This window comes from Brevibacillus daliensis, assembly GCF_021245735.1.
In the GTDB taxonomy this organism is placed as follows: Bacteria; Bacillota; Bacilli; order Brevibacillales; family Brevibacillaceae; genus Brevibacillus_B; species Brevibacillus_B daliensis.
Genome location: NZ_JAJISB010000020.1, coordinates 1 through 25,872, shown reverse-complemented (window position 1 = coordinate 25,872; position 25,872 = coordinate 1). Strand labels below are relative to the sequence as shown.

Annotated in this window: 29 protein-coding genes, 2 pseudogenes and 1 riboswitch; of the genes and pseudogenes, 6 read left to right on the top strand and 25 right to left on the bottom strand. The window is 40.3% G+C overall.

The features are described from left to right. Nucleotides 1-195 precede the first annotated feature (195 nt). Both LM917_RS14950 and LM917_RS14945 read right to left on the bottom strand, forming a co-directional pair. Nucleotides 196-687: a DUF4446 family protein gene (locus LM917_RS14950; RefSeq protein WP_232698335.1), complete on the bottom strand. Its 492-nt coding sequence runs from the start codon at nucleotides 685-687 to the stop codon at nucleotides 196-198. Nucleotides 688-900: 213 nt separating this feature from the next. Then, nucleotides 901-1,503, bottom strand: coding sequence for a YkzI domain-containing protein (locus LM917_RS14945; protein WP_232698334.1), 603 nt, complete (start codon nucleotides 1,501-1,503; stop codon nucleotides 901-903). Nucleotides 1,504-1,833: 330 nt separating this feature from the next. On the opposite strand from LM917_RS14945, the gene LM917_RS14940 reads away from it, so the two are divergent. Continuing rightward, nucleotides 1,834-2,466, top strand: coding sequence for a YktB family protein (locus LM917_RS14940; RefSeq protein ID WP_232698333.1), 633 nt, complete (start codon nucleotides 1,834-1,836; stop codon nucleotides 2,464-2,466). 128 nt (nucleotides 2,467-2,594) lie between these two features. Here LM917_RS14940 and LM917_RS14935 read toward each other — a convergent pair. After that, a pseudogene (locus LM917_RS14935) lies at nucleotides 2,595-3,560 on the bottom strand (NAD(P)H-dependent flavin oxidoreductase); the annotation flags it as partial. Between the two features lie 154 nt (nucleotides 3,561-3,714). Next, a pseudogene (locus LM917_RS14930) lies at nucleotides 3,715-3,927 on the bottom strand (carboxymuconolactone decarboxylase family protein); the annotation flags it as partial. Nucleotides 3,928-4,049: 122 nt separating this feature from the next. On the opposite strand from LM917_RS14930, the gene LM917_RS14925 reads away from it, so the two are divergent. Both LM917_RS14925 and LM917_RS14920 read left to right on the top strand, forming a co-directional pair. Continuing rightward, nucleotides 4,050-5,522 (top strand): aminotransferase class I/II-fold pyridoxal phosphate-dependent enzyme, encoded by a 1,473-nt coding sequence (locus LM917_RS14925; protein WP_232698331.1) that lies wholly within the window; start codon nucleotides 4,050-4,052, stop codon nucleotides 5,520-5,522. A 248-nt stretch (nucleotides 5,523-5,770) separates the two neighbouring features. Beyond that, nucleotides 5,771-6,271 carry a hypothetical protein gene (locus LM917_RS14920; protein ID WP_232698330.1) on the top strand — a complete coding sequence of 167 codons (501 nt, stop codon included), beginning with the start codon at nucleotides 5,771-5,773 and terminating at the stop codon, nucleotides 6,269-6,271. A gap of 114 nt (nucleotides 6,272-6,385) precedes the next feature. Here LM917_RS14920 and LM917_RS14915 read toward each other — a convergent pair whose 3' ends face one another. The 4 genes from LM917_RS14915 to LM917_RS14900 all read right to left on the bottom strand — a co-directional run bounded on the left by LM917_RS14915 (nucleotide 6,386) and on the right by LM917_RS14900 (nucleotide 9,899). Beyond that, nucleotides 6,386-6,508: a GapA-binding peptide SR1P gene (locus LM917_RS14915; protein ID WP_232698329.1), complete on the bottom strand. Its 123-nt coding sequence runs from the start codon at nucleotides 6,506-6,508 to the stop codon at nucleotides 6,386-6,388. A gap of 794 nt (nucleotides 6,509-7,302) precedes the next feature. Continuing rightward, on the bottom strand, nucleotides 7,303-8,217 hold the full coding sequence (locus LM917_RS14910; protein ID WP_232698328.1) for a phosphate ABC transporter substrate-binding protein: 915 nt from the start codon (nucleotides 8,215-8,217) through the stop codon (nucleotides 7,303-7,305). A 662-nt stretch (nucleotides 8,218-8,879) separates the two neighbouring features. Further along, nucleotides 8,880-9,176 (bottom strand): DUF3055 domain-containing protein, encoded by a 297-nt coding sequence (locus LM917_RS14905; RefSeq protein WP_232698327.1) that lies wholly within the window; start codon nucleotides 9,174-9,176, stop codon nucleotides 8,880-8,882. Nucleotides 9,177-9,374: 198 nt separating this feature from the next. Next, complete coding sequence (locus LM917_RS14900) at nucleotides 9,375-9,899, bottom strand: MarR family winged helix-turn-helix transcriptional regulator (protein WP_232698326.1); 525 nt, start codon at nucleotides 9,897-9,899, stop codon at nucleotides 9,375-9,377. A 182-nt stretch (nucleotides 9,900-10,081) separates the two neighbouring features. On the opposite strand from LM917_RS14900, the gene LM917_RS14895 reads away from it, so the two are divergent. Both LM917_RS14895 and LM917_RS14890 read left to right on the top strand, forming a co-directional pair. Then, nucleotides 10,082-10,510, top strand: a complete 429-nt coding sequence (locus tag LM917_RS14895) for a DUF1885 family protein (RefSeq protein ID WP_232698325.1) — start codon at nucleotides 10,082-10,084, stop codon at nucleotides 10,508-10,510. A 208-nt stretch (nucleotides 10,511-10,718) separates the two neighbouring features. Next, complete coding sequence (locus LM917_RS14890) at nucleotides 10,719-10,991, top strand: hypothetical protein (RefSeq protein WP_232698324.1); 273 nt, start codon at nucleotides 10,719-10,721, stop codon at nucleotides 10,989-10,991. 99 nt (nucleotides 10,992-11,090) lie between these two features. Here LM917_RS14890 and LM917_RS14885 read toward each other — a convergent pair whose 3' ends face one another. From LM917_RS14885 to LM917_RS14815, 15 genes are all read right to left on the bottom strand, one after another. Then, nucleotides 11,091-11,462: a DUF4912 domain-containing protein gene (locus LM917_RS14885; RefSeq protein WP_232698323.1), complete on the bottom strand. Its 372-nt coding sequence runs from the start codon at nucleotides 11,460-11,462 to the stop codon at nucleotides 11,091-11,093. Nucleotides 11,463-11,557: 95 nt separating this feature from the next. Next, nucleotides 11,558-12,151: a hypothetical protein gene (locus LM917_RS14880; RefSeq protein ID WP_232698322.1), complete on the bottom strand. Its 594-nt coding sequence runs from the start codon at nucleotides 12,149-12,151 to the stop codon at nucleotides 11,558-11,560. 234 nt (nucleotides 12,152-12,385) lie between these two features. Then, nucleotides 12,386-13,513 carry an N-acetyldiaminopimelate deacetylase gene (locus LM917_RS14875; RefSeq protein WP_232698321.1) on the bottom strand — a complete coding sequence of 376 codons (1,128 nt, stop codon included), beginning with the start codon at nucleotides 13,511-13,513 and terminating at the stop codon, nucleotides 12,386-12,388. A 1-nt stretch (nucleotide 13,514) separates the two neighbouring features. Continuing rightward, a complete protein-coding gene (locus LM917_RS14870; protein WP_232698427.1) occupies nucleotides 13,515-14,732 on the bottom strand; it encodes an aspartate aminotransferase family protein in 1,218 nt (405 codons plus the stop codon). A 34-nt stretch (nucleotides 14,733-14,766) separates the two neighbouring features. After that, nucleotides 14,767-15,477 (bottom strand): 2,3,4,5-tetrahydropyridine-2,6-dicarboxylate N-acetyltransferase, encoded by a 711-nt coding sequence (gene dapD / locus LM917_RS14865; protein ID WP_232698320.1) that lies wholly within the window; start codon nucleotides 15,475-15,477, stop codon nucleotides 14,767-14,769. A gap of 74 nt (nucleotides 15,478-15,551) precedes the next feature. Next, nucleotides 15,552-15,733, bottom strand: a riboswitch (Lysine riboswitch). A 65-nt stretch (nucleotides 15,734-15,798) separates the two neighbouring features. Beyond that, nucleotides 15,799-16,068, bottom strand: coding sequence for a hypothetical protein (locus tag LM917_RS14860; RefSeq protein WP_232698319.1), 270 nt, complete (start codon nucleotides 16,066-16,068; stop codon nucleotides 15,799-15,801). 122 nt (nucleotides 16,069-16,190) lie between these two features. Beyond that, complete coding sequence (locus LM917_RS14855; RefSeq protein ID WP_232698318.1) at nucleotides 16,191-16,367, bottom strand: hypothetical protein; 177 nt, start codon at nucleotides 16,365-16,367, stop codon at nucleotides 16,191-16,193. A 246-nt stretch (nucleotides 16,368-16,613) separates the two neighbouring features. Beyond that, entirely contained in the window at nucleotides 16,614-17,729 is a 1,116-nt protein-coding gene (locus tag LM917_RS14850) for a WG repeat-containing protein (RefSeq protein ID WP_232698317.1), read from the bottom strand. 303 nt (nucleotides 17,730-18,032) lie between these two features. Beyond that, nucleotides 18,033-18,776 (bottom strand): amino acid ABC transporter ATP-binding protein, encoded by a 744-nt coding sequence (locus tag LM917_RS14845; protein ID WP_232698316.1) that lies wholly within the window; start codon nucleotides 18,774-18,776, stop codon nucleotides 18,033-18,035. Nucleotides 18,777-18,787: 11 nt separating this feature from the next. Next, a complete protein-coding gene (locus tag LM917_RS14840; RefSeq protein ID WP_232698426.1) occupies nucleotides 18,788-19,459 on the bottom strand; it encodes an amino acid ABC transporter permease in 672 nt (223 codons plus the stop codon). Nucleotides 19,460-19,495: 36 nt separating this feature from the next. Continuing rightward, a complete protein-coding gene (locus LM917_RS14835) occupies nucleotides 19,496-20,332 on the bottom strand; it encodes an amino acid ABC transporter substrate-binding protein (protein WP_232698315.1) in 837 nt (278 codons plus the stop codon). Nucleotides 20,333-20,431: 99 nt separating this feature from the next. Beyond that, complete coding sequence (locus tag LM917_RS14830) at nucleotides 20,432-21,649, bottom strand: MFS transporter (RefSeq protein WP_232698314.1); 1,218 nt, start codon at nucleotides 21,647-21,649, stop codon at nucleotides 20,432-20,434. A 152-nt stretch (nucleotides 21,650-21,801) separates the two neighbouring features. After that, nucleotides 21,802-22,116, bottom strand: coding sequence for a YbjQ family protein (locus tag LM917_RS14825; protein WP_232698313.1), 315 nt, complete (start codon nucleotides 22,114-22,116; stop codon nucleotides 21,802-21,804). A gap of 102 nt (nucleotides 22,117-22,218) precedes the next feature. After that, nucleotides 22,219-22,362: a hypothetical protein gene (locus LM917_RS14820; protein ID WP_232698312.1), complete on the bottom strand. Its 144-nt coding sequence runs from the start codon at nucleotides 22,360-22,362 to the stop codon at nucleotides 22,219-22,221. 118 nt (nucleotides 22,363-22,480) lie between these two features. Continuing rightward, on the bottom strand, nucleotides 22,481-22,885 hold the full coding sequence (locus LM917_RS14815) for a phage holin family protein (protein WP_232698311.1): 405 nt from the start codon (nucleotides 22,883-22,885) through the stop codon (nucleotides 22,481-22,483). 539 nt (nucleotides 22,886-23,424) lie between these two features. Between LM917_RS14815 and LM917_RS14810 the strand changes: the two genes are divergently transcribed. After that, the gene (locus LM917_RS14810; RefSeq protein ID WP_232698310.1) at nucleotides 23,425-23,673 is read left to right on the top strand and encodes a hypothetical protein; all 249 of its coding nucleotides are present in this window, start codon (nucleotides 23,425-23,427) and stop codon (nucleotides 23,671-23,673) included. 185 nt (nucleotides 23,674-23,858) lie between these two features. Here the strand turns inward: LM917_RS14810 and rfbB are convergent, their stop codons facing one another. Beyond that, on the bottom strand, nucleotides 23,859-24,917 hold the full coding sequence (rfbB, locus tag LM917_RS14805; RefSeq protein WP_232698309.1) for a dTDP-glucose 4,6-dehydratase: 1,059 nt from the start codon (nucleotides 24,915-24,917) through the stop codon (nucleotides 23,859-23,861). A gap of 567 nt (nucleotides 24,918-25,484) precedes the next feature. After that, nucleotides 25,485-25,619 carry a hypothetical protein gene (locus tag LM917_RS24445; protein WP_255668329.1) on the bottom strand — a complete coding sequence of 45 codons (135 nt, stop codon included), beginning with the start codon at nucleotides 25,617-25,619 and terminating at the stop codon, nucleotides 25,485-25,487. Nucleotides 25,620-25,872 lie beyond the last annotated feature (253 nt).

The following is a 25,872-nucleotide window of genomic DNA, read 5'->3' as shown; positions in this document are numbered from 1 at the left end:
GGAGCTAAGTGTCCACGAAAGATCGTTGTAGAATCTGACCTTGCCGCCCCGTGAGTCGAAACTCATAATGGGTAATGAAGGCGGATCACCTACTTTTTCTTTGTACACTTCTTCTTATTCTATTATACACAACTCCAACAAAAAATCCTGCAACATTTTTGCAGGATTGCGAAAAAACTAAAAAACTTACACAGTTTAGCTAGATGCTTTCTTAATAACCAACATTTCTTCTTCAGATAAATTGTACGTAGATGTACCCTTTTCAACAGGTTTGCAATATGTACGAGACTCATCACGACCATATATGCTTGTAATGACGATCCCATTTAGATGCTCGTCCATTAATGCTAGTGAAAAGCTAAGATCACTTCCCATGCTATCCCCAAAGGCATTGTAACGATGCACACCCACATTTCCTACCTGTGACGCCATTTTTTGTGACATGCGATTCAGTAGAAATTGCTGTTCAGCCAGCTTCCCTTCCCATGTATCCATTGAATCAAGGATGCGGCTTACTGTAATTTCCAGATTCTCTCCCTCAGTTTTGACAAATAATCGACGTGTCTTCTTTTGTAATCGATTGATCTTCGAGTTAAGAAGGAGAACAATAATGAGGAGCATAAAGACGAGGGCACACAATCCGATGATAACATAGGGTGACTGAATCGCGAGTAAAGCTTGCTGCATGGGTTAATACTTCCTTTCTAGACCTACTTCATATGATCTATATTACTCCCTCATACCTGATAGTTCAATTGTATCCATCGGTTTTCTATGTAAAAAACTGTGATAATGCGGGAATCAAAATGAAAAACGGCTCCTATCATGTGAAAGAAGCCGTTTTTCATGAAGATTCATTTTGCTGTTGGTTCATTTTCACCCTGCCCATTCATAATGTTGTTATACTTCGAGAAGGAGCATCTCTTTTCTAAGGATCTGTAATTTTGCTTTGGATTTTTTGATTTGCTCTTTATTTTTTTGTTTCATGGCATCATGTAGGGTAGCCAGCTCATAATCCAGTTCTAATCGTAAAACAGGTATACGCTCCTCTGAATCTCTTCGTTTCATTGCGGCAATCACTTGGTCCATGGTTACGTTGCATGCTTTTTCATAGATCACTTTTTTCTCAGCTCCTTTTATTTTGGTAATTCGTACAGCTTCTCCATACCTAATGTTTTTGACCAGAATTTGTTCTTCATTGGTGATTTTGACCACGGCATGCCCTTTTGCTAACTCAATAAACTGATACAATACCATTGCCAAACGGAAATCACGAACGGAGTAATGACATTCTTCCAGCTTAAATTTATCTCCAGTTTTACTCATGATTAGTTGATGGCCGCAACAATCATTAGAAATATCAATCCTCATTTGCTTTAAGGACTCTTTCCACTTAACCGTCAAACCACTCTGAACCAATGCATTCATAAGCTCGTCGAGGGTGATTCGGTCAAACCAAACAATGACATTACTATATTCCAGTTCGTTTTGGGTCTTCTTCATACACATCATCCCCCGAAAAAAAATCTGAATTATCTGATTATAAAAATGCCCTTGGGAATGGGTTGTATATCATATTACCTGAAAGCTACTTATGTTCTTCCTGCTCCGTTTCTTCTTTATAACCTGAATGAGACTTGTAAAATCATTTTTGCTACACTCCGTCGGACTTTCCTCCCATGAAAAGCTTTTCCATGTGGTATGATATCATATGGGGAAATGCTTTTTAGCGTTCGGCGCAACTGACTCATATTTTTCTTTTTCCTAAAAAAGTTAGGCTACTGCTTACCAATAAGCTTGTTATTCAAATTGAGTTGGAGGGGAGATATCACAATGACTACTACCTTTACAGGCTTTCATCAAGATGATTTTAATGTATTTGCGATCGAGGGTCTCGATCAGCGCATGGAAGCTATTCAAAATCAAATTCGTCCAAAGTTGACTTATTTAGGGGAACACTTTGCCTCACAATTCTCTCTTGCCACGGGTGACGAGTTTTTTTTCCATGTAGCTAAGCATGCAAGGCGAACAGTTAACCCTCCAAAAGATACGTGGGTTGCTTGGGCAAACGACAAACGCGGTTACAAAAAACACCCTCATTTTCAAATTGGGTTATGGGGCACACACTTGTTTGTCTGGTATGCCGTCATTTATGAATCACCTTGGAAAGTTGAGATAGGTGGACGGATGGAACAGCAACTGAAGCACATTCAGAGCCTGGTTCCTGACCACTATCACTGGTCGCCTGATCATATGAAGCCTGAGAGTACATCTCAGCTGGAGTTAGGTGAAGCAGGATTACGTAATCTGGTTACTCGATTGCAAAATGTGAAAAAAGCTGAATTACTGTGTGGCATCACTATCGATCGCAATGATCCAGTACTTCAAGATAAAGATGCTTTACTCGCTCGCCTTACGGAAACATTTGATGTCTTGACCCGTTTATATGTGCTGAATCGAGGGTAAACTTATCGGCTCTTGTCTAATCTGTAAAATAAATGTTTGTTTCTAACTATATGCAGAAGAACAGGTCCGTTTTCCAGATAATCCGCGGGTAACCTGTTCTTCTTTTCTCATTCACGCCCTGTTTCCACTTATGTAAATCCATTCTCTATTCGTCGCATTCCCTCTTTTGCTTGATTCACCATTCTTTCTAATAATTCCTCGACGGTTGGAATATCGTCAATGAGTCCAATTACTTGACCTGCCCAACCATATCCTGTATCAGCATGTCCCTCGTGAATAAAAGTCCGGTTGTTCTTCCCGCTTATATACTCTTTTAATCCTTCATAACCCTCACCAGTCGCTTCAAGCTCCAAGATTCGATCAGAACCAGGTGTTCTAATAACACGAGCAGGAGTGCCCAGCGAACGTTTTATGATAGAAGTGTCTTGTTCGGTACCGTTTACTAACGCTTGTTTGTAGGCAGCATGGGCATGCTGACATTCTTTGGTCGCAATAAATCGCGTTCCCATTTCGATCCCCTCTGCTCCAAGAGAAAGAGCAGCAAGCAAGCCTCTTCCTTCTCCAATTCCTCCGCTTGCCAGGACTGGAATGGATACGGAGTCAACCACTCGCGGGACTAATACCATTGTGCCAATATCATCTCGTCCCAGATGCCCCCCACCCTCTTGTCCTACAGCCATAATAGCGTCTGCACCAATAGATTCAGCCTTTTGAGCTTGTCGTACTGCGGCTACGAGAACGAGTCTCTTTATATCATGCCCGTCTGTTCGACGGATCAGGGGTTCCGGGTTCCCTCCTGTTATGGAAATCACCTTTACCCCTTCTTCTAATGCAACCTCAAGCATTTCCTCATAAGGTCGACCATGTTGACCAATTGCATAATTCACGCCAAATGGTTTATCAGTAAGTTGCTTCACCTTCCTGATCTCCTCACGTAATGCATCAGGTGAAGGAAGTGACATGGCAGTAATTTGACCGAGACCTCCCGCTTTCGATACGGCAGCAGCTAGCTGGGAGTAAGCCAGATATGCAAGGCCTCCTTGAACGATTGGATATTTGATGTTCAACAATTCTGTAATCTTGGTTTTCATATATACCTCCTTACGCCGGGAATGTACCTAGTACCTTCTCTATTTATCAGCATAACTCCTTCCTCCACTCTTTGTTTCAAGAACACGCATCTTTATTGTTTTGGGCTAATAGTAACGAACACCATAAGATGTTCGTTAAAGAGTAATTATTTTCAATTGCTGTATTCCCCATTGCAATAGAAATTCTATTCCAACTGTTTATTTGATTGATGATTAATACAAGGTCAACATATTGTTTCTCGTCATAGTGTTCACGTACTCGCTTATATAGGTCTTCAGGAACTCTTTTAGTATGAATAAGAGTAATATGCTCAGATAGTTCGAGAGCAACTTTCTCTTCAGGTGTATAAAAAGTGCATTCATTCCAAGCAACTTCCAGGAAATTCATGACTTCTTTTAAAAGTTTGAACAGAAAAACTCTTGCTTTCCCCCCCCAATTTGTTATACTCATTTTTGTTGTTTTTATACTATTTAAAAAGCGAGGCGATAGAGATGATACAGGGCAAAACTCCCTTATTTAGCGCATTGGTGGCACATGCGGAGAGGAATCCCATACAATTTCATATTCCAGGTCACAAAAAGGGAGCAGGAATGAACCCCATTTTTAGAGAGTTCATTGGCGAGAATGCCTTGTCTATCGACTTAATCAATATCGCTCCGCTAGATGACCTGCACCATCCAAAAGCAGTTATTAAAGAAGCACAACAACTAGCCGCTCAAGCATTTGGAGCTGACCATACCTTTTTTAGCATTCAAGGAACAAGCGGGGCAATCATGGCAATGATCATGGCTACGTGCCAACCTGGGGATAAAATTATCCTTCCTCGAAATGTGCATAAATCGATTACCGCTGCTATTATCTTTGCCGGGGCTATTCCGGTATTTATACATCCTATCATGGATGGACAGTTAGGGATTGCTCATGGTATAACGCCAAAAGCGGTTCGCAAGGCATTAACAGCACATCCAGATGCAGCGGCTCTCTTGGTAATTAATCCTACTTATTTCGGTATTGCAGGTGACCTGCAACAAATCGTGGACATCTCACATGAATTCAAGGTTCCTGTACTTGTTGATGAAGCTCACGGGGCTCACATTCATTTTCATGAGGATTTGCCACTTTCTGCTATGAAAGCAGGAGCCGATATGGCAGCTACCAGTGTGCATAAGCTGGGAGGCTCTCTTACACAAAGCTCCATTCTTAATGTAAAAGAAGGTCTTGTAGACGTTGACCGAGTGAAAACGATTCTAAGTATGCTCACTACAACCTCTACATCATATATCCTGCTTGCTTCACTTGATATGGCAAGACAGCATCTCGCTTTACGTGGCCATGAGTTACTTGATTCTTCTATCAAGCTAGCTAATTACGCCAGGGATCAGATTAATAAGATCCCTCGCCTTCATTGCGTAGGCAAAGAAATTCTTGGAATGCCAGCTGAATATGCGATGGATCCAACAAAATTATTAATTCATGTTCGAAATTTGGGAATTACGGGCTGGGAAGTAGAAAATTGGCTGAGAGAAAAGTATAATATTGAAGTGGAGATGAGTGACCTATATAATATTCTCTGCTTCGTTACCCCCGGAGACACGGAAAATACCGTGGGTACTTTGATTGAAGCCTTAACAGATCTGGCAGTCGAATTTGCGCATTCAGAAGCAAGTGAACCTGTCGGTATCTCTCTGCCGGAAATCCCCGTTATTTCTCTTTCTCCACGTGATGCTTTCTATGCTGAATCAGAGAGCATTCCGTTAGAAGAAGCTGCAGGCCGAATCATAACTGAATTTATTATGATCTATCCCCCTGGCATCCCTATCTTTTTGCCGGGAGAAGTCATTACAGAAGAAAACATTCGGTATATTAAGGCGAATTTGCGAGCAGGACTACCTGTTCAAGGGCCGGAGGATGAATCCATTCGGACAATCAAAGTAGTGAAGCGACAAGTAGCCATTCATGAGTAATTCATGACCCTTCATACAGGCTCTCCTCCAATTATCAGGAAAAGGAGAGTCTGTTTTTTTATTTGCTATAACTGGAAATTCTCAATGGTTAGAAAATCTTCTATGTGAAGTCTTTTCGAAGAAGTTAGTTCCTCTTTAGCAGATGTTTTTCATGCGTATAAGGAAGCGAAGCCCAGAGGTATATACTTTCTGATATAGTAGAAAGAAGTAAACCTAGTATGGCAAAGCTGGAAAAGGAGACGAAAACAATGAACAACTCATCATCCATTCCCTATGCATTGTGGCTTGGCTATTTATTATTGGCTTCAATTGGCTCAGCCCTGTATGGAGCTAGTTTGACCCTTCACTTCGATTATTGGAGCTCTGATCTAGGCGCATACTGGGTTCTGCTGTCTGCCGGGTGCAGTTGGCTCATCCTGTTTGGTGTCACCTATATGATCGGGTATAAAAAAATCAGTCTTCGCTGGTTAATCCACCTAAGCCTACAAACGATGGTGTATGGAGTCATTGTGCTCTTAGGAGCTGCTTTGGTAAATGTAATTGCAGAGGGTATGGATTTTTCCAGTCACTTGATGCTTACACCAAATATCCTCCTGGTCCTATTTTCCAACATTCTTATGGGTAACCACTTTGTCTCGGAATTGCGCACCCAAGAGATCTTTGCACCATTAGCCGCTATCCTTTGGATCATTTTATTAAATGGAACGGCATTATTTTTCTTTTATCTGTTTGGAAAAATTTTTGGATAGACTGATAAGACGAAATGGAGGCTGGCATAATCGCCAGCCTCTTTTTTTATGGTTAGGAGTATGATCACCAAAATAAAAGACACGCTGGGCAAAGGCGTGTCAGAAGAAAATTATTTATTTATTTTTTTGTTTCTCAGAATTACATTGCATGGTGCATACGCCATATAATGTTTTTACCTGAACTGATTCTTGGTGTGCAATGATGTTCCCACAATGCTGACATACAATCGTTGTCAATGGAATATCCCCCTGTCGTATTGTCCGTATAATTTTTAAAAGTGCATTTGTGCGTTTATGTTAATTTGTACTTATTAGTATGTTACATTTATAATATTATGACACAACATTGTTGTCAATAGATTAAATTACCCACATGTTCACCTATGTTTACCATAGGTAATTCGCTTTATGAATTAAGTTTATCAGTAAAGTAATGAATAGTATGTCACATTAACTCTAATAAAGATGGATGATTAAATTCTTACCATAGTGGTTAAAACCAGCTTCTCTTTTCACCCATCGCTTGAAGTCTTCGCCCCCAAGATGTTGAGCTGTCCGCTCCGCACTATTCCTCGGGGAAGCTCAAAACGATGTATTCACTGTAAGACTTGCTGGGTTTCGCTTCTTTTTCCCGATGAATAGTGCGGAGCTGGGTAAGGGCTTCGTCAAGACGCTCTGTGTGAAAAGAGAAGCTGGTTTTCGGGCTTTTGGTTTTCTTTTTCCCATGAAGCCGTTAGCAGAAGAAGCACATTTTTTGTTCAGAACTATTTAAGGTCCTGCATAGCTATACAGCAAAGAGTGCGGATTAAAAAGTGCAACCCATGAGACACTGCGTAGCATCACATCTTTATGCGCTTTCCGCACTCTTTACTGTGTAGCGGACAGTTGAAGCTTCCAGGCTGGACCTTAACGAGTTCGCAGACAAAAAATGTGCTTCTTCTGCACACCCACTACTGTAATGGATTTATGAATAAACAACAAAAGGGTCAGGTAGCTTATATAGCCCCTGACCCTTTTTATTTTTCCATAGTTTATTTCTGTGAAACTTTACCAGTTGCGTCACGTTCAACTTTCATCGCAGATGCAGGAATGTATTTCATTGTTTCAACAATCCCTTTTTGAGCCTCTTCAGACATGATAAAGTCTAGAAATGCTTTTGACGCAGCATCTGGTTCACCTTTTGTATACATATGTTGATAAGCCCATACTGGATAAGCATTTGTAATGATATTTTCAGTAGTTGGTTCTACACCATCAATACTAAGGACTTTAATGGAGTCATCGAAGTAAGAGTTACCCAAGTATCCAATTGCACCTGGAGTTTCGCTAATAATCTTACGTACTGTACCTGATGATTCTTCCATAACACCTTCTGCTTCTTCATTTCCATCAAGTGCAAATTGAACAAATGTCGCACGAGTACCGGAGTTTTTCGGTCTGTTAACCAAAGTGATTTTTTGATCCTTACCTCCAACATCTTTCCAGTTTGTTACTTTGCCAGTGAAGATATCGATTAGTTGTTGTTTAGTCAAGTTGTCTACCCCTACTTCAGAGTTTGCAACTGGAGCCATACCTACAACAGCTACTTTATGGTCAATAAGTTGATCTGCAGGAACGCCTGATTTTTCTTCTGCAAAGATATCGGAATTACCAATTGTCGCAGCACCAGTAGCAACCTGGCTAAGACCAGTACCACTACCGCCACCTTGAACTTGAATTTGAACATTCGGATTAGTCTCATTAAATTTTTTAGCTGCTTGCTCAATCATTGGCTGCATGGCAGTAGATCCAACTGCAGTAATCATTCCACTCACTTCTGCTGCTTTCGGTTGCTCTTTATTTCCGCTTGCTTGAGGAGCAGCATTGCTACTTCCGCCGCCGCATCCTGTCAAAATCATGCCAAGCGAAAGAACACTTGCGAGTAAAAGAGCTGGAATCTTTTTCATTAGGAAAATCCCCCTTGTTTTATCAACAATGTCTTTGTGCTACATTTACATCCTACCTCTCTTGCTTAAAGCCAGGGTTAAAGAAGCGTTAAAGTAGTGTGAATCATTGTTAACCATTGTAAATTTACAACTATTTTCATTAATTCGATTGGATAGTGAAGGAGTTATTTAATTGATGTAGTAGTAATGTTTTCTTTTCTTAGTAGCAACATGTTTTGCAGCTAATATTGTCTTCTTCCAACTATCGTGGAGAAAACCAGCTTCTCTTTTCACCCTTCGCTAAAAGTCTCCGCCCCTTTAGGAGTTAGACTGTCCGCTCCGCATAATTCATCGGGGAAGCTCAAAACGATGTATTCACTGTAAGTTGCTCTCGTTTCGCTTCTTTTTCCCGATGAATAGTGCTCCGCTGGGTTGGGCTTCGCCAAGTCGCTCTGTGTGAAAAGAGAAGCTGGTTTTTTCAGGGTGTGGGTTTTGATACTAGTTTTATTATTTGCCTGCAGCCCTTTGCAGATTGTCTAGAACCTTTAAGGTCCTTCCTAGCTACACGAAGAAGAGTGCGGATAAAAATGTGCTTCTTCTGCCAACCCACTACAGTAGCCAAAAAAAGCCACTCCCAACATCAGTCAGGAGCAGCTTTTCTATAAACAATTATGTTCTCTTCATTAATATTGATCGTTAAAGGGCATTGATGGCAAGATCTCCTTAAAGAATTGAGAAAGTTCATTTGCCTCCGACTTACAGGACAAACGGAATACTTTACGTAGTTGTTCCGGATTAATAGCATCCTCTGAGCTGAGTAAGGTTGATGAACCTGATTGCATACAAATCACAAGTGGCTTACCAAAAAAACGGTGTGAGTACACAATTCCGAAATCATATCTTGTCGTCTCAGTGGCAAAACCCAAAAATCTTACCTTTGCATCTTCGCTCACGTCATATAAAAAGTTAGCTACATCCATTATTCAAACCCCCCCATCTTTTCTTTTTGATCCGCCAATCCCCGAAGGATGAAAAGGCCTCATTCTATCATTTAACCAAGCTAATAGTCCTTGAAGCTCTCGGATAATTTTTTTCTTTCCTGTATAAGAAAGGCTTCGCTTCCTTATACATCCCTATAAACGAACCAGCCTCTTCGAAAGACTTCGATAAAAGTTTTCTTACCCTACTATACTCGTTTGTTCTGGATATCGTTCCTCGCCCTCTTGAATCCACCGTACTTTGTCAGCACCATGCAGAGATTGAGCCAAGAAAGTCATACACTCAAAGAAAAGTTCTACCACCACAGGTGAGTAGCGTTCCTCTAAGGATTCAAGAGCTGCCGACAATCTAAACAGGCTAGGAACATTTTGTCTGCTTAGTTCAATTACTTGTCTTCCAGCAAGTGTAGGGAAAACATGCACAACCCGACCATCACTATCTGACTTCTCGATGGTAACCAGGCCTTTTTCCATTAGCTTTTTAATGTGAATGACAATAGAGGAGGGATGCCAAAAAGTCCAATCAGCAATTTGTGTAACTCGCACACCTTCATAGCAATAAATGATCCACAGGATATTTAATTGAACAGATGAATTAAGCCCTGCAGCTTTTGCAGCTCTCTCCCAGTCATCCTTATTAACTACATTAATTGCTCGCAAAGTATTTAATGCCTCGTACACTTGCCGTACTGCTTGCGACTTCATTATCCCATACCCCCAAAAACTTGTATTCTCTGCATTTTTATAAATTTTCATTATTGTACACTTTTCAGAAAATATAATCAATTAGTTTTTCACAAATTTGTATGCGGTTGCAGAAAGGTTCAGCCTAATGCTACACTTGAGATAAAGAAATTGCCATTCTAACATGGGAGTGATCATAAGTCGTGAAATTGCAATCTGCCTATATTTATCTTGTAGACGGTTCCGCTGCTTCCACAATCACTCTGGACGAGTTGAAAGAGCTGATGAGTATCTTTCGGGAAAAAACCAATAAAACCGGTGCACAATTAGGCTGGGATTATGGAAATGCTGCTTTCCCTTATCAACTAGAACAGCCACAAGATGCTGCTGACTCCTATTTCCTGTTGAAAGGAAACGACCCTCACTTGTATAAATACCTAATCATGGGTGTTGGCAAGTCTACGGAACAAAATCAGGAGCGCTCTTTCATTCAGGTAACCGTTCCAGATACCGCAACACAGAATGATAAGAACAAAGGTAATGAATTTTGTCGCTATCTCGCTCGTGAACTAAAAGGAGAGTTGCACTTGTTCAACGGAAGAGTTCAGTATTTTCAGCCAAGGAAGCCGTAAGTAGCCACTCTTTCCAATCTTTTGTACCTTCTCTACATAAATCGTCCAAGCATTTTGGCACTTCTCGCAACATGATATTGCGGGAGTGCTATTTTGCATTTATAGGGACATGGAATACAAAACTCCTATCGAAGTCTTTTCGAAGAAGTATCAGAAAGTATTCCTTTGAAGTTATACTTTTTGATACAGGAAAAGGGGTTAGACCTGTGTGGAACAAAATGAGTGTATTGCGATGCTAACTGCTCCAGCCCAATATATTTATAAGAAATATCACATTTTTGCTTCTATAATTATTACCCAAGCTATGCACCGCGCTACAAACAAGTCGTTTTTATCTATGACTGCCTACCAGGCAGCAGAAGAATTGGAACGAGCCGGATATGATATACGACTGATCCTCAAATACGCTGAAAAATTAACGCGGATTATCCAAGAACAACGGCTTACCAGACATAATCAGAAACAGCTTGCCCCTCTATAGGTTGTCCTTGCCGTATCTCTTCGTGCTATGGAAAAAGCAAAAGAAAATGGATAGCAAAAAAAGACAGGTTCATGACGAAACCTGTCTTTACTATAGGTGTTACGAAAGTGTCTCAGATCTTGAGAGCGAATAGAATCTTCCGTCAATCATACGTATTCCTAGATCAACACAGTACTTAAATCCGTCCATTGCACCATATAGAACCCATTTGCTTGCCCGATAATTAATATCATAATCGGTGTAACTGTCCATACCATCATTCAGAATTTCGTTACGGTATGTTACATCATACAAACGGAGCACCAAAGGCAATTCTTGGAAGGGTATTGCATACTCCTTTTCAACCCCCTGCTGGTACTCTTCTGACATGTCCCAACTTGCTAAGATTGATTGTGTGTCCTTCCAGTTAATACGTATACTCGGACTGGGGCCGTCTACATCAGCGGATGACCTCGTTGCTTTTGTCTTCATTCGCTTATCTCGTTCCTTTCTTAACTATCTTATAATTATGTGTAACCAAATCTCTATTAGTATATCACTGTACACTGAAATTGGCTACGACGAGATCACTTTCCAACGGTAAACGTGTTTTCTCCTACAACAATCCACTCATCATTTTTTTCATTTTTCATGACAACCTGAACTCTGTATGTTCCAATTTTACTTAGCTTCGTGGACACAAACGGTTGAGAAAAATAGAAGCCACCATCGCGGACTGAATAGGATCGCTCTTTACTTGCGTCGACCACTTGGTTATCCGGACCCAAGATATTTATTTTAACCATCATTTCCTTTGAATCAGTAATGTTATCTACCTCAACAAACACGCCAAAATTTCGTGGAATATCTTTTTCTAGCCATCCGGTTACAGGATTACTGAGTAAAATATCCTTATTTTTCAACTGTTGAATACCTTCAAGCACCATAATGTTTACATTCGGTTTTTCTATGAAGAGTTTACCCGTTTCTTTATCATACGAAGCAAATGCTCCTAAACTCGTTGCCAACTCCTGAGCTGCCTCAATTTGTGTGCCTGCCACATTAATTTTACTATTACGTTCTCCGTTCAAGTACAGACGAACAGCAGCCTCACCAAAAGCAACGGTAGCTGATGAAAGCACTAAAACAGAGGCCAGTCCTACAATCCACTTTTTTTTCATGTTATTATCCCCTGCCAATCTCATTATATAGAAAGCCGAAGCGTAATATACCATACAACGTTTTTCCATAATCTTAGACGCATTAGAAAAGGAATAGTTGTGCAGAAAAAACTTTTTAATAACTAAAACATAATTTATATATATGTTTACAAGTGATAATTTCTTTATTAATAAAATAAATAAAAAGGCAAGTAACATATCCACCTGTGTATGAATATGCACTTACCTTTTAAGTTATGCGTGTACAGGATAGTCCTCGAAGAAACGGACCATTACGGTTATCGCTTTATCAATCGCTAGCTCACTAGGCTCCAGTTTGGAGTGATGCAGCCCATATGGAGTATCAACACCGAACCAGAATAAGAAGCCAGGTATCTGAGCTAAAAAGTACCCAAAATCTTCTCCCGTCATTGCTTCTGTACATCGAAGTAAGGAAACCTCTGGCTGCTTCTCTATCCAGTCCATGAAAGCGCCTGTTACTGCTGGTTCATTATAAACTTGACAGTAATTTGCTCCATAATCGATCTGTGCCTCACATTCAAAGCCCGCCTCCACACCTTTAACCAGTGCTTCAATCCGTCCTTTTATCGTTTGCATCGATTCCTGTGAAAGAGTTCGGATGGTACCTTCTAGTCGTGCTGTTTCTGCAATTATGTTCTGTTTTGTTCCGCCTTCAATTTTACCTACTGTAATGACACCTGCATCAAGCGGGTTCAGATTGCGTGACACGATCGTTTGCATCTGTGTTAACAAGTGAGCTGCCGCCACTACCATATCGTTGGCCTTATGTGGATAAGCGGCATGCCCTCCTTTTCCTCGCAGGTCAATAAACAGCTCTGAGGTATTGGCAAAGAAGATTCCTTCCTTAACCGCCACCGTACCAACCGGGTATTCGGGAGCAATGTGTAGGGCAAATATCGCATCTGGTTTCCACTCATGGAACTCTTCGCTTGCTAGCATCGGCAATGCCCCACCAGGTCCTTCTTCCGCCGGCTGGAAAATAAACAACAAATCATCTTTTGCAGGCTCTTTCGCAAAATGAGTGACGATCCCTAAACCAATCGCCATATGCATGTCATGTCCACAAGCATGCATATAGCCTTCATGTGTCGAACGGAACTCATAGCCTGTTTCTTCAGTAATTGGCAGTCCGTCCATATCCGCTCTCCACGCAAGCAGACGAGAAGGATTCGTACCTTTTACTTTTACTAAAATACCTGTTCGCCAAGTTTTGATCTCCATATATTGCTGAGGTAACGTCTGTAAATAAGCGAGCAGATATTCCTGTGTTTTAAACTCAGCAAATCCTGGTTCCGGTATCTGATGCAAATCTCTGCGTATCTGAACAAAAGGTGATGACATATTACGAAATCACTCCCTTACGTTCTTCCACTAAATGAATTGCTGTGTGCAATTGTTTAATAAACTGGTCTATTTCATCAGTTTTCAACGTAAGCGGTGGTAGAAGACGTATAATCGTTTTCTGAGTAACGTCAATCAAGATCCCAGCTTCAAGCATGTCCCTCTGGATTTGACTTACTTCTTCAGGAGAGAGCTTGGTTTGAATCCCGATCATCATGCCTTTTCCTCGAATATCCGTTAGTGATGCTGGGAATTGTTCGAGTAACCCGGAGATTTGTTGCCATAAATACTCCGCCTGCAATTTTCCTTGTTCAAGCAGACCATCTTGAAGCAGAATTTCCATCACCGCATTGCCTAATGCAGCACTTAATGGTGAAGGAGCAAAAGTGGTGCCGTGATCACCTGGCTGGAACAAATTCATCAGCTGTTCACCTGCGATAATACCACCGAGCGGCAAGCCGCCACCTGCTCCTTTTGCAAACATGATTAGATCAGGTTGTACTTGTGCATGCTGATACGCAAACATTTTGCCTGTCCGACCCATTCCTGTCTGAATTTCGTCCATGACAAACAAGACTTGATGCTCTTGACACAGTTGATAGGCAGCTTCTAAATACTCAACCGATAAAGGAATAACACCACCTGATCCAAGAACTGGTTCCATAATGAGAGCAGATGGTTTTTCTTGTTCGATCACTTTTTTAAGCTGAGTTATGTCTCCAGGCGCTACCTCGAACACATCATATCCAGGTGTAGGAAAATCTTGATAGACATGGGCTTGGCGTGTTAACTTGACAGCTCCCAACGTACGACCATGAAAACTGTTGGATAGAACGGTAATGCCCAGACTCTCTTTCCCTTGTTGCTTCGACCACTTGTGGATTAGCTTAATCGCAGCTTCCGTTGCTTCTGCTCCCGAATTACCAAAGAAAACTTTCCCTGGAATGCTCTGTTCGATCAGCTTCTCTGCTAATTGGATAGCAGGTTTATTGAGAAAAATATTGGAGATGTGTAAGAACTTTTCGCCTTGTTCTCGTAATGCAGCCAATATTTTCGGATGAGAATGACCTACTACGGAAACGGCAAGACCTGTAAACAAATCGAGATACGATTTGCCATTTGTATCATAAAGATAGTTACCCTCTGCCTTATCAATAGCTACCGGCAGACGTTTATAAGTAGACATGAGATATGTTTCATCTTTTTGCGACCAATCCATCATCCAAAGACGCCTCCAATTTACCGCTCTCTTCTTATAGTTGACGTAGTTCCATCATGATTTCAGTTTTGGATTTGGTTTTATCATCGATCGTTTTGATAATACGAGCTGGTGCCCCTGCAACAACCACGTTAGCAGGTACATCTTGAGTTACGACCGCTCCTGCTGCTACAACAGAGCCCTCTCCAATACGAACACCTTCCAGAATAACGGCATTTGCTCCCACAAGTACGTTATCTTCTACTATAACTGGCGTAGCAGATGGTGGTTCAATTACACCTGCAATGACTGCCCCTGCACCAATATGGCAGTTTTTACCGATTGTACCACGACCTCCGATGATAACTCCCATATCAATCATAGTGCCTTCACCAATGGAAGCTCCGATATTGATTAGTGCTCCCATCATAATAACGGCATTATTACCGATGTGTACTTGATCACGAATGACTGCTCCTGGTTCAATACGTGCTTGAATGTCTTTCGTATCCAACAGTGGGATCGCAGAGTTACGACGGTCACTTTCGATTACATAGTCTTCAATTTTTGCTTGATTCGCTTCTAGAATAGGCTCGATTTCTTTCCATTCACCGAATAGCACTCCTACATTTCCTGTAAGGAAGGATTTGGTGGAAGCACCGAAATCAATACCTTCTAGATCACCTTTAATATGTACTTTAACAGGTGTTTTCTTTTCACTTTTTTGAATAAAACTGATAATCTCATGTGCATCCATCATATTCATTTTCTCTTCCTCCTAGTAGATAAAAAAATACAATGAGCGGCTCACGCCTGCTCATTGCTGTGTGTTTGGGCAATCAGACAAATAGCGCTCCACGAAAGTATTCTTTCATGACAGGATAAACGTTTTTTACGCACACCCCAGCAGCAGACATATGGGTTTTCTGCCACTTCGGCACATTGGCCTTTTATTCTGATCAGCTCGCCCATGCGTCTAAACAATCAGAATGACTCTTCCGTTGTGCACCTCTATTTTTAACCTATACAATTGTTTTCACTTTATCAGATAAATGAAGTGCTGACAACCGATTTTACATGGGTTCACTTACAGTTTAGAGGATATCATGAACCCTACAACACCTGGAACCAATAATATGATCGTGATCCCGATTGTTACCCAGCTCATCCATTGTTTTTCCCGTTTTCCTATAATTAGCTGTAAGAGACTAAAATAAACTGGGAATGCCGCGGTTCCAATCGTAACCAAATAAATTTGTTTGTAGTACATATTACCCTGATAAGCAGTAAGCCCATAAATGATCCAGCCTATCCAGCCAGCTAGCATGAGAAGTCCAATTAGATACGGTTTTCGCATTTCTGTTCTCCTTTATTGTTTTACCTAATTTATTTATACCATAACATTCATAATATAATGAACAATCCAAACACAAAAAGCGCTCACCAGGGAGCGCGTGCGAAGCAGGTATGCTTTTCTTATCAGGTCATTTTCCGAGGTGCTGGTTTATCTGGATCCATGAAAGTGGTATCTTGCTCGACCCATACAAATTCTCGATCATGTTTTGTCGTGTCTTTTGCAATGCCTTTATAAAGATAGTAAAACAAGATGAAGGAAAGAATTAGAAAACCAATTATGGGGAACATCGCAATTCCCATATTATATTCTCCTCTCTTCTGTTTCACAAATGATTACACTTTTATTTTATCAAAAAATTCAAAATATTTACATTATTAAAGATGGAAAATTTAGTTTTATCAAGATTTTAGAAAACTTGGCTATGCCAAGCCTTTGGCGTAGGCGAAGCCCTAGTTGCACTTATGCAGATAAGAATTTTTATAAATTCTTATCTGTCAAAAAACCCTGTAGCCACTTCAGATGAGTGCTACAGGGTTATCGCTTTTTTATTCAAGATCACCAGGGAACTCTTTCATTGGGCTGCTTTTCCAGACAATATCTCCTTGCTTGTTTACATACGCGAAAGCATACCCTTCTGCCTCATCATGTAAAACCACATAGGCAAGCCCGCGATGGAATACTCCGCCACCTTGGAACTGCGGCTTGATCATCATAGTTCCTTTTTTATTAATGAATCCGTATTTACCGTTTATTTTCACAGCCGCAAGACCCTCAGAAAAAGGCAATGTACGTTCATAGGTAGGAGGTAACATGATGGAGCCATTTTTATTAACATAGCTAGCTTTGAAATCCCCACCAACTTCTACCATCACTTCTGCAACACCTTCAGAGAAGTTACCTGGCTCGAAGCCTTCTGGTTTAAACACCTCATTACCTTTTTTATCAATCATCTTGTAGCCATGTTCCTCATTTTCAAAAACAAGGGCTACTCCTTCGTGAAACGGGTTGGCGATCATATATTGAAATGGAATAATAACCTTTCCTGTCTGATCAATATAACCTGCTTTATCACCTTTATAAGCTACTGTTACCCCTTCTTGGAAGCCCCAGACGATTTCATACTCAGCAGGGATTACTTCTTTTCCTGTCTGATCAATGAAACCATACTTCCCATTCCGTGAAAATGCAGCCAATCCATCCTGGAAGCTACGGGCAAATTCAAATGTGGCAGGTATGATGAATTCATTTTGTTTATTAATAAATCCAAACTTCTCTCCTACGCGAACAGCGGCAAGCCCTTCTTCTGTAAATGAATCTGCTTCTTCGTATGTAGGAGGTATGACGAATATACCTTCGTTATTAATGAAACCATACTTCTCACCCTGCTTGGCAACAGCCAGTCCATTCTGGAATTCCCCAACAACCTCGAATGTAGGGGGAATGACAACCTTCCCTGTTTCATCAATAAAACCATGCTTATCTTGATCCTGAATAGAGTATAACTTCAACTCTTGTTTCTCAATTGCTTCAGGGATTGGTTTTGTATTCGTTACAGCTGGTTGTTCTGCTGCACTTGTAACAATACTAACACCGCTTGTATAAAGAAGAGGGATAGAGAAAATGATTGCCAAACCTGCTTTTTGCCACTTAGTTACCCGCATTTGTTTCACCTGCTCCCAAAATTATAAAGGTAGGAAATGAATAAGTACTACTCTTCGTTATGATAACCTGATCTTTTACTTATTAGACGCATCATAACTCAAAACGTTTTCGTTTTTTCGGGCAAAAGTATTTAAAGTTTTGTAACCTTTTTGGAATAGAGCGACCAAGATTAGATTGAATAAATTCATAATAATATTATCAAAATATTTATTTTTTAAACTTTGTAAATAATATTTCATATTTTACCAAAAAAAGCAAGACGGAAGGGATATAATCTTCTCGTCTTGCTCCATAAAATTTTTTTATGTTTGTAGACGTTGCAAAAATTGTCGTGTTCGCTCATGTTTCGGTCGCTCAAAGATTTCTTCTGGCTTATCTTCTTCTACTATATGCCCAGCATCCATAAAAATCACCCGATCAGCTACTTCACGAGCAAAACCCATTTCATGTGTAACGATTACCATAGTCATCCCTTCATCTGCCAGCTGCTTTATAGCCTTCAACACTTCGCTGACCAGTTCTGGATCAAGTGCTGACGTTGGTTCATCAAACAACAGTACGGATGGATCGAGCGCCATTGCCCTTGCTATTCCTACCCTCTGTTGCTGACCACCAGAGAGCTGATGGGGATACATATTCATCCTGTCAGCGAGCCCTACTTTCGCGAGCATTTCTTCCGCTCTTTGTCTTGCTTCTGCATGAGGGCGTTTCTTGACGATGACTGATCCTTCCATCACATTTTCCAATGCGGTTTTATGAGGGAATAAATTATAACCTTGAAACACCATTCCTGACTGTTGACGGATCGGTAGTACGACTTTTTCCTTATATCGCCATTTTGTTGATACATCTAGCTCTTCTTTTCCGATTCGCACATATCCTTGTGTCGGTATCTCTAACAGGTTCATGCATCGTAATAAAGTTGTCTTACCAGAACCAGACGGACCAATTATAACGACAACTTCCCCTTTTTCAACAGTTAGCTCAATTCCCTTTAGGATTTCCAGCCCGTCAAAGCTCTTATGCAGGTTACGAATCTCTATCATGTCTGTTCCTCCTACTTGGCAACATAACGCTCTAGTCTCGTTTCCACTCTGCTTCGAAGCGTAGATAACACCGTACTAAACATGAGGTAAATAACAGCTACTTCACAATAGAGTACTAGAGGTTCATAGGTAAATGCCGTAATCTGCTGTGCCTTCTGGAACATCTCTGTTACTGTAATCGTCGCTGCCAAGGAGGTATCCTTCACCAGACTGATAAACGAGTTGCCAAGAGGCGGGATCGCTACCCGAATAGCTTGTGGCAATATAATGCGTCGTCTAGCTTGTCTTCTGGTCATCCCTATGGAGTAGGCTGCTTCCCATTGGCCTTTTGGTACTGATTGGATTGCCGCTCGTATTACTTCCGAATTGTATGCCCCTACACTTAAGGAGAATCCAATAACTGCAGCAGGCAGAGGACCAATCGTTATCCCCATGTTAGGTAGGCCATAAAAAATGATAAATAACTGCACCAATAGCGGAGTTCCACGGATCACCCACACATAAAAACTGGAAATTCCATATAATATCTTGTTGCTTGATAGACGGGCATATGCTGTTCCGAAAGCAAGGAATAAACCGATTGCAAAGGAGATGAACGTCAGTGGAATCGTGTATGTAATACCAGTTACTAAGAGAGGCAGAAATGAATCAACTACAATGCCTATAATTCGATCAGATAGCATATCCACCTATTCCAGCTCCTTCCTGATGTTAGTTGTTTATTTTGAAACGTCTGTACTGAAATACTTTTCAGAGATTTTTAAATATGTTCCATCAGCCTGCATCTCTTTTAATGCTTTGTTTACAGCATCTACCAGTTCTTTACTGCCCTTCTTAATCATTACTCCGTTCTTCGATGCGTCTGGGTGCTCAGCAACCACTTTTACTTTTGCGTCAGGCTTTTTGGTTTTGAAATCATAGAAGGATAGGCCATCGTTGACAGTTGCATCAATCCGCCCCGCAATCAGTAAATCCATCGCCTGGTTAAAACCTTCTGTCTGTACAATTTCTGCACCATTCTGTTTGGCGATTTCGGTTAGGTTACTCGTTAATGTTTGACCTGCTTTTTTTTCTTTTAAATCAGCAAAGCTTTTGATCTCCTGATTATCTTCTGCAACAAGTAAAACTGCTTTTGATACGTTATAAGGATCAGAAAAATCATACTTTTGCAATCGATCCTCACGAATAGCTACCTGGTTAACCACTATATCAAAACGACCTGCATCTATTCCTGCGAACATTCCATCCCATTTACTCTCAATAAACTCAGCCTCAACACCAATACGTTTGGCGATTTCACTGGCGAGCTCAACATCAAATCCCGTTAACTTCCCTGAAGAATCATGAAAGGTAAAAGGGGCGTATGTCCCTTCCGTTCCAATTCTGATTTTACCTGCTTTTTTGATATCTTCTAGGGAGCTAGCCGTAGCATGGTTGTCTCCTCCTGTTGTCTCGCCTGTAGACCCTGTTGAGCTATTTGTAGAACCACACCCTGCAAGAAAAAGTGACGCTGTCAAAATAGAAACAAATACAGATGTAACCCATGATTTCTTCATTTTACTAATCCCCCAGTTGTCTTATCGGAATTTACCCTTTTAAGAATCATAATTTCAAAAATCCAACTTGTCAATCTCATCTTTTGGAATTATCACAGTTTAGGATTGAGAAAACGCTTGTTGATCCTTGCTATGAGTAACCAGGTTATGTTTTTGAGTATATGCAAACGCGAGAACACCCACAAGCAGGGTTGCACCACCAAGTATAATTATATATTGCGTCAATCCAATTAGGTCAAGCATAAGTGACGTAATTAGCATGCCTCCCTGTATGAGGATACGATCCACCAATTCTTTAAAACTGAAAAACCTTCCCTGCACCGTTTCAGGCAATTTTTTCTGGAATATCGTCGTCACCATTGGAAAAATGAACCCAAATGTGAGACCAAGAAGTACATATGATAGTAAAACAATTGTTTGGCTAGTTGCAAATGATAAACCTATTTCCCCTAGCCCGACGGCAAGAAGAAGCAACGTGGAGGCTTTTATTAAATTTACTGTCCCCACCAGTTTTTTTACAAATAGTCCAGCCACTAATACACTGATTCCTTCTACCGAGTAAATATAACCCATAATTTCTGTAGAATTTTGAATTTTCCCAAAAGATAGAACCAACAGGTTGAAACCACCCAAAAATAACATGATTATACCTGTGGTTATCAGTCCCACCACGATTGTGGGTTCCTGCTTCATAATCTCGAAAACTTCAGTGAATTTTAGTTTTTCTTTTGATCGTCGTGCTTGCGCTTCACTTATCGGAATTTTCACACATATCACAATCAAAAGTAGAAGAATAAAGCCGATTAATGTTCCAATCGTAACATGGTACAGACTAAAGAATGTCAGTAAGATTCCCCCGATTGAAGTACCAGCTATCCGCGCTACTGTGGCTACATTCATATAAAACGTATTGGCAGAAAGTAGATTAGATTGACCAACAAGCGCTGGCATTGCTGAACGTACGGTAGGGAGATACATGGACCCAGCTATCTGATTCACCATTAAGGATAGAATAAGCCAGATAAGCGACTGATTTGAGATCGCAAACAGCATGAATATGGGGGCAGTAGTTCGCATCAGCGTGGAGTATAACAATATTTTTTGTTTGTCGTAACGATCGATCATTTTTCCTGTGATCGGAAGAAAAATCACACTCGCTAGCATACCTGACATGAGTGTTAAACCTGTTGCCAGGTTAGAGTCAAGTAATTGAGACAAGAATTGCAAGTTAATCAGGGTACATACCCAGATCGTTATGCCCGCTATTGCCTCTCCCAAAGCAAGAAGCAAAAACGATACATTTTTAAACAAAGGCAAAAGAATCTCACTCCCACTATTTCTATCGTATCTCTATTGTACTTACTCCATACAATTATTCAACTAAAAGGCAACCTTCCTTTCCTATGTTGGAAAGTAAAGGTTGCCTTTTGGTGGGACATCCTGTTTAACTCGTTCTGCTATTCCCCTTGTTATTTCAGACGTACAGCAGTACCCGTAGCGACGCACATCATCATTCCTTCACGCACTGTTTCAAAGTCAAGATCTACACCAATAATTGCATTAGCACCCAATTGAGAGGCTCTTTGTTTCATTTCCTGAATGGCAATGCTTCGACCTTCTGCCAGTTTATTTTCATATGCACCACTTCTACCACCGATGATATCAGTAATTCCTGCCATAAAGTCACGCACCACGTTTGCGCCCATAATTGCTTCTCCAGTTACAATATCAATGTACTCAACAATTTCCCTATTTTGAATCGTAGATGTTGTGGTAACAAGCATTTACTCATTCCTCCTCAATATTAATCATGATCTATACTATATACTATTTCATAATGTAATACGAATAATATCTCTTTGCTGTTACATGTAATTTCTTACCTCTCAATGTAACTGTATCGGGATCACGATGGTTTCCGTAGATTTTTGCAAATGTACGATGATGGGGCGTAACTCAGTACGACCACATACTGGACATTTATCTTGCTCCTGAAAAATATTGCAGCAGTGCAAACAAGTCATTTTCATATCTATGTCCTCCTCTCCAAAACAAAAAACTTATTTTATTTATTTATGAACGAGATGGGGTACTTTGTGCTTGGACAAAGTATCCATCTCATAATTTTCAATCGTATGACGTTTGCACCTATTTCTTCATGTTACGTACTTTTTTCAAAGCTTGTAGTAAAAAGGAAGGAACAGGAATACCTAATCGATGGCAGTTCTCTACTATAGATATGCCTTCATTGCTAATTAAGAATAAAATAACTGCATCTCGTAATAATCCGGTTTCACTTCCGCTTATCACATCTAGTTGATGTGCCACGACAATAAACAGAAACATTGCTAGCTTTCGTCCTATCCCTTTAAAGCCGTCTCTGCTATTAAGAACACGTGTGTACCAAGCAGCAATCACACCCGTAATATAATCCACAATTACAAAAATACAGAGTGCAGTAAAGAGTTGATCCATTCCTCCTACCAAATAGGTGAGGAGTGCGATACTAGCACCAGTCCAAAATAAATTAGGACTTTCTCCAGTAATATACATGTAAGTAGTCACCTCCTGTGTCAGGCAACATTCCTGCACCGAGGGTACTAGCTGTACATGAATCTAGCATATATGATCGCTAAAATTCTTACCTCGGGAGGCTTCACTTGAAACATCCATAATAATCAAATACCTTGTAACGCTCGAAGAAGACCACCAGTTAATCTGCAAGCGGCCCCTTTCATTACATTTCAGCAAAATAGTCCAGTAGGTTAGAAAGTCACCCAATCAAATGCAATTTTCCTTATGCTTACCCCTAAAACTACGTTAACCCAATCCTTCTCTACTACCGCAAAAATGTCTTCGTCGTCTTCTACAACCACAATGCCTCTTACTCATTAACAACTCCTCCTGTTGAATATAATGTATGATATGCAGTAAATCGCAGGGAGGTTGGACAATAGAAACAGTGGAAGTAACCAATTTTTCCTAAAATATTTCAATTAGATAGATAAAAGTCTTGTCATGTATAGAATCGACTAGGAACAAGCAGACTTATCTGTAAAGGAACAATAGGAAATGCGATAAAGAGGTGATTGATGTTGAATGGTATGGAACTGGTAGACTTTTTACGTGAGACAGAAAACAAAATGATTCACATCCATCGAGCAATCGATCATATTAGCAACGATTCTTCCCTAAAAGAATCTGTTACTATACTTACCGCTGTAGTAAAGGACTATCAAGCTCAGATAGATAAAGTGAAATCAACGCTAAGCCGCATGGAATATCCTCCCCACAAGAATCAACAACATAATTCTAGTGGACAATATCAAGATGACGAGTAAGTTCTGCTTCTATTTATTGTCTTGCAAGAAGCCCCTTTTTTTACGGATTGGGTTGCAATACTCGCATGACTATATACTTGGATTGGAAAAAAGGCAGTGACTCTCTTTTGAGTACACTGCCTTTCCTTTATGAAATCACCTTTTTGAACAATCTCAACATATCCCCCTTCCCTTGTTATCCCCTTCTAATGAAACTGGTTAGGTAATATTTGTCCATACTGTCTTTGGTAATAATTACGGAACTCACCTGATTTTGCCCGTTGCCACCATTCTTCATTTGATCGGTACCATGAGACCGTGTTTGATATTCCTTTTTCAAAGCTATGAACAGGTATAAATCCAAGTTCCTTCTGAATTTTACTGGAATCAATTGCATACCGTCGATCATGCTTTAGTCGATCCTTTACGTATTCAAGTAAACTCTCATCGCGATCGACCAGCTGTAGTAAGGTTTTGACCAATTCTATATTGGTCCATTCATTATTGGCTCCAATGTTGTATATCTCTCCAGGAACGCCTTTATGCATTACCAGATCAATCGCAAGGCAATGGTCTTCCACATGCAACCAATCTCGTACATGAAATCCATCACCATAAATGAGAACAGGCAAGTAAGATAGTGCATTCGTGATTACTAGTGGAATTAATTTTTCCGGGAATTGGTAGGGGCCGTAGTTGTTAGAACAACGCGTAATATTAGTATGGAGTCCATAGGTCTGATGATAGGCTCTGACTAGCATATCTGCAGCTGCTTTGGAAGCTGAATATGGACTGTTTGGATCTAGAGGGGTCTCCTCAGTAAATGCTCCTTCTGCTGTTTTCAATGAGCCATAGACCACATCGCTAGAGACTTGTATAAATTGCTTAATCTGATGTTTTCTTGCCCCCTCTAATAAAACCTGTGTCCCTGTTATATTCGTTTTGATAAATCGTTCTGGATCAGCAATACTGCGGTCCACATGTGATTCCGCTGCAAAATTAATAATGATATCAATGGGGGCTAGATCCGTGTGAAACAATTCTTTTTCTCCAGACAATAGAGCATCCACTGTTTTTTTATCATAAATAGAACCCCGAACGAATCGATAGTGAGGATGTTCCTCTATATCTTGCAAATTTTCCAAATTACCAGCATAGGTCAAGTAATCTAGGTTAACGATTTTATAGTGAGGATAGGTCCGAAGAAGATAATGGACAAAATTACTGCCAATAAATCCAGCTCCTCCTGTTACCAGTATTTTCAACAGATATCCCTTCTTTCTTACGTAAAAGTGGTATTCCAGTGAACTTAATTGTGGGGTCATTATATGGAATGAAGTGTTCATTTGGTTTTAAGGGGTTATTGGAAAGATTGGCTAGATAGGTGATCCGTGCTGGTTCATGCCCCAATACACGATATCCATGTGCAACTCCTTATGGAATAATAAGGCTGATTTGGTTATGTTCACTCGTGTAAAACATTATCGTTTCCGTCTACTATAATAATCCCTTCATCAGCACTCCTCCTTTCTCTTTTCATTTTTCCTGTACGAGAGAATTGAGTTAGAAACGTTATAATATCGTATGCAGCCATGTTAATACTGCCTCTAACCCTAAACAGGATAGGCGGCTGTTTGATTTTATTAGCGAGTATCGTCATCTAGTTTGGTCCTGGCATATACCAACTTCGCCATTAATCGCTCTTTTGCAACAAATACTTGATTGTAATCGAAATAACTAAAAAAAAAAGGGCACTTGTTTTTATCAACAAGCGCCCTTTATGTGAAATTTTTCTCTATACTTTTTAAAAAAAATTCATAGTACTCTTACTCTTATTCTTTCCCTCTTTCTAGAACTGCTACCGCTGATGATGATTTTAATAACTCTTCTCGAATCACCTTTTTTTGCCAAGCAATTTGATCTTCTTTTCGTATTGGCTTCTCTTGTACCCAGAGTTTTTTATTCATCCTTATCCCCTCCTTACTTCTATCTCTCCCTTCTCCTACTTTACCCAATTTTCTAGAAAGAACAATAGTGTTGTTGTAATTTTCACACAAATGTAATAATACTGGTCATTCTTAACCATTTAATATTACAAACTTGTGAACTAACAACTGCGAATAAACAAAAAAACCGCCTTCCTCATAAGAGAAAAGCAGTTTTATTTATTTATTCCCTGAAAACTGGATAATGAATCAGCATATGGCAAATGTGGATAAG

Coding starts and splice junctions, on each gene's coding strand:
- LM917_RS14825 (WP_232698313.1), bottom strand. CDS start 22,116: ATGCTTGTTACCACAACATCTACGATTCAAAATAGGGAAATTGTTGAG.
- LM917_RS14920 (WP_232698330.1), top strand. CDS start 5,771: ATGAACAACTCATCATCCATTCCCTATGCATTGTGGCTTGGCTATTTA.
- LM917_RS14845 (WP_232698316.1), bottom strand. CDS start 18,776: ATGATAGAGATTCGTAACCTGCATAAGAGCTTTGACGGGCTGGAAATC.
- LM917_RS14875 (WP_232698321.1), bottom strand. CDS start 13,513: ATGTCATCACCTTTTGTTCAGATACGCAGAGATTTGCATCAGATACCG.
- LM917_RS14945 (WP_232698334.1), bottom strand. CDS start 1,503: ATGAAGAAGACCCAAAACGAACTGGAATATAGTAATGTCATTGTTTGG.
- LM917_RS14950 (WP_232698335.1), bottom strand. CDS start 687: ATGCAGCAAGCTTTACTCGCGATTCAGTCACCCTATGTTATCATCGGA.
- LM917_RS24445 (WP_255668329.1), bottom strand. CDS start 25,619: ATGAATAAAAAACTCTGGGTACAAGAGAAGCCAATACGAAAAGAAGAT.
- LM917_RS14835 (WP_232698315.1), bottom strand. CDS start 20,332: ATGAAGAAATCATGGGTTACATCTGTATTTGTTTCTATTTTGACAGCG.
- LM917_RS14880 (WP_232698322.1), bottom strand. CDS start 12,151: ATGAAAAAAAAGTGGATTGTAGGACTGGCCTCTGTTTTAGTGCTTTCA.
- LM917_RS14860 (WP_232698319.1), bottom strand. CDS start 16,068: ATGCGAAAACCGTATCTAATTGGACTTCTCATGCTAGCTGGCTGGATA.
- LM917_RS14820 (WP_232698312.1), bottom strand. CDS start 22,362: ATGAAAATGACTTGTTTGCACTGCTGCAATATTTTTCAGGAGCAAGAT.
- LM917_RS14840 (WP_232698426.1), bottom strand. CDS start 19,459: ATGCTATCTGATCGAATTATAGGCATTGTAGTTGATTCATTTCTGCCT.
- LM917_RS14900 (WP_232698326.1), bottom strand. CDS start 9,899: ATGAAGTCGCAAGCAGTACGGCAAGTGTACGAGGCATTAAATACTTTG.
- LM917_RS14925 (WP_232698331.1), top strand. CDS start 4,050: ATGATACAGGGCAAAACTCCCTTATTTAGCGCATTGGTGGCACATGCG.
- LM917_RS14940 (WP_232698333.1), top strand. CDS start 1,834: ATGACTACTACCTTTACAGGCTTTCATCAAGATGATTTTAATGTATTT.
- LM917_RS14885 (WP_232698323.1), bottom strand. CDS start 11,462: ATGAAGACAAAAGCAACGAGGTCATCCGCTGATGTAGACGGCCCCAGT.
- LM917_RS14810 (WP_232698310.1), top strand. CDS start 23,425: ATGTTGAATGGTATGGAACTGGTAGACTTTTTACGTGAGACAGAAAAC.
- LM917_RS14905 (WP_232698327.1), bottom strand. CDS start 9,176: ATGGATGTAGCTAACTTTTTATATGACGTGAGCGAAGATGCAAAGGTA.
- LM917_RS14870 (WP_232698427.1), bottom strand. CDS start 14,732: ATGGATTGGTCGCAAAAAGATGAAACATATCTCATGTCTACTTATAAA.
- LM917_RS14850 (WP_232698317.1), bottom strand. CDS start 17,729: ATGCGGGTAACTAAGTGGCAAAAAGCAGGTTTGGCAATCATTTTCTCT.
- LM917_RS14815 (WP_232698311.1), bottom strand. CDS start 22,885: ATGTATATTACTGGAGAAAGTCCTAATTTATTTTGGACTGGTGCTAGT.
- LM917_RS14855 (WP_232698318.1), bottom strand. CDS start 16,367: ATGGGAATTGCGATGTTCCCCATAATTGGTTTTCTAATTCTTTCCTTC.
- dapD (WP_232698320.1), bottom strand. CDS start 15,477: ATGAATATGATGGATGCACATGAGATTATCAGTTTTATTCAAAAAAGT.
- LM917_RS14910 (WP_232698328.1), bottom strand. CDS start 8,217: ATGAAAAAGATTCCAGCTCTTTTACTCGCAAGTGTTCTTTCGCTTGGC.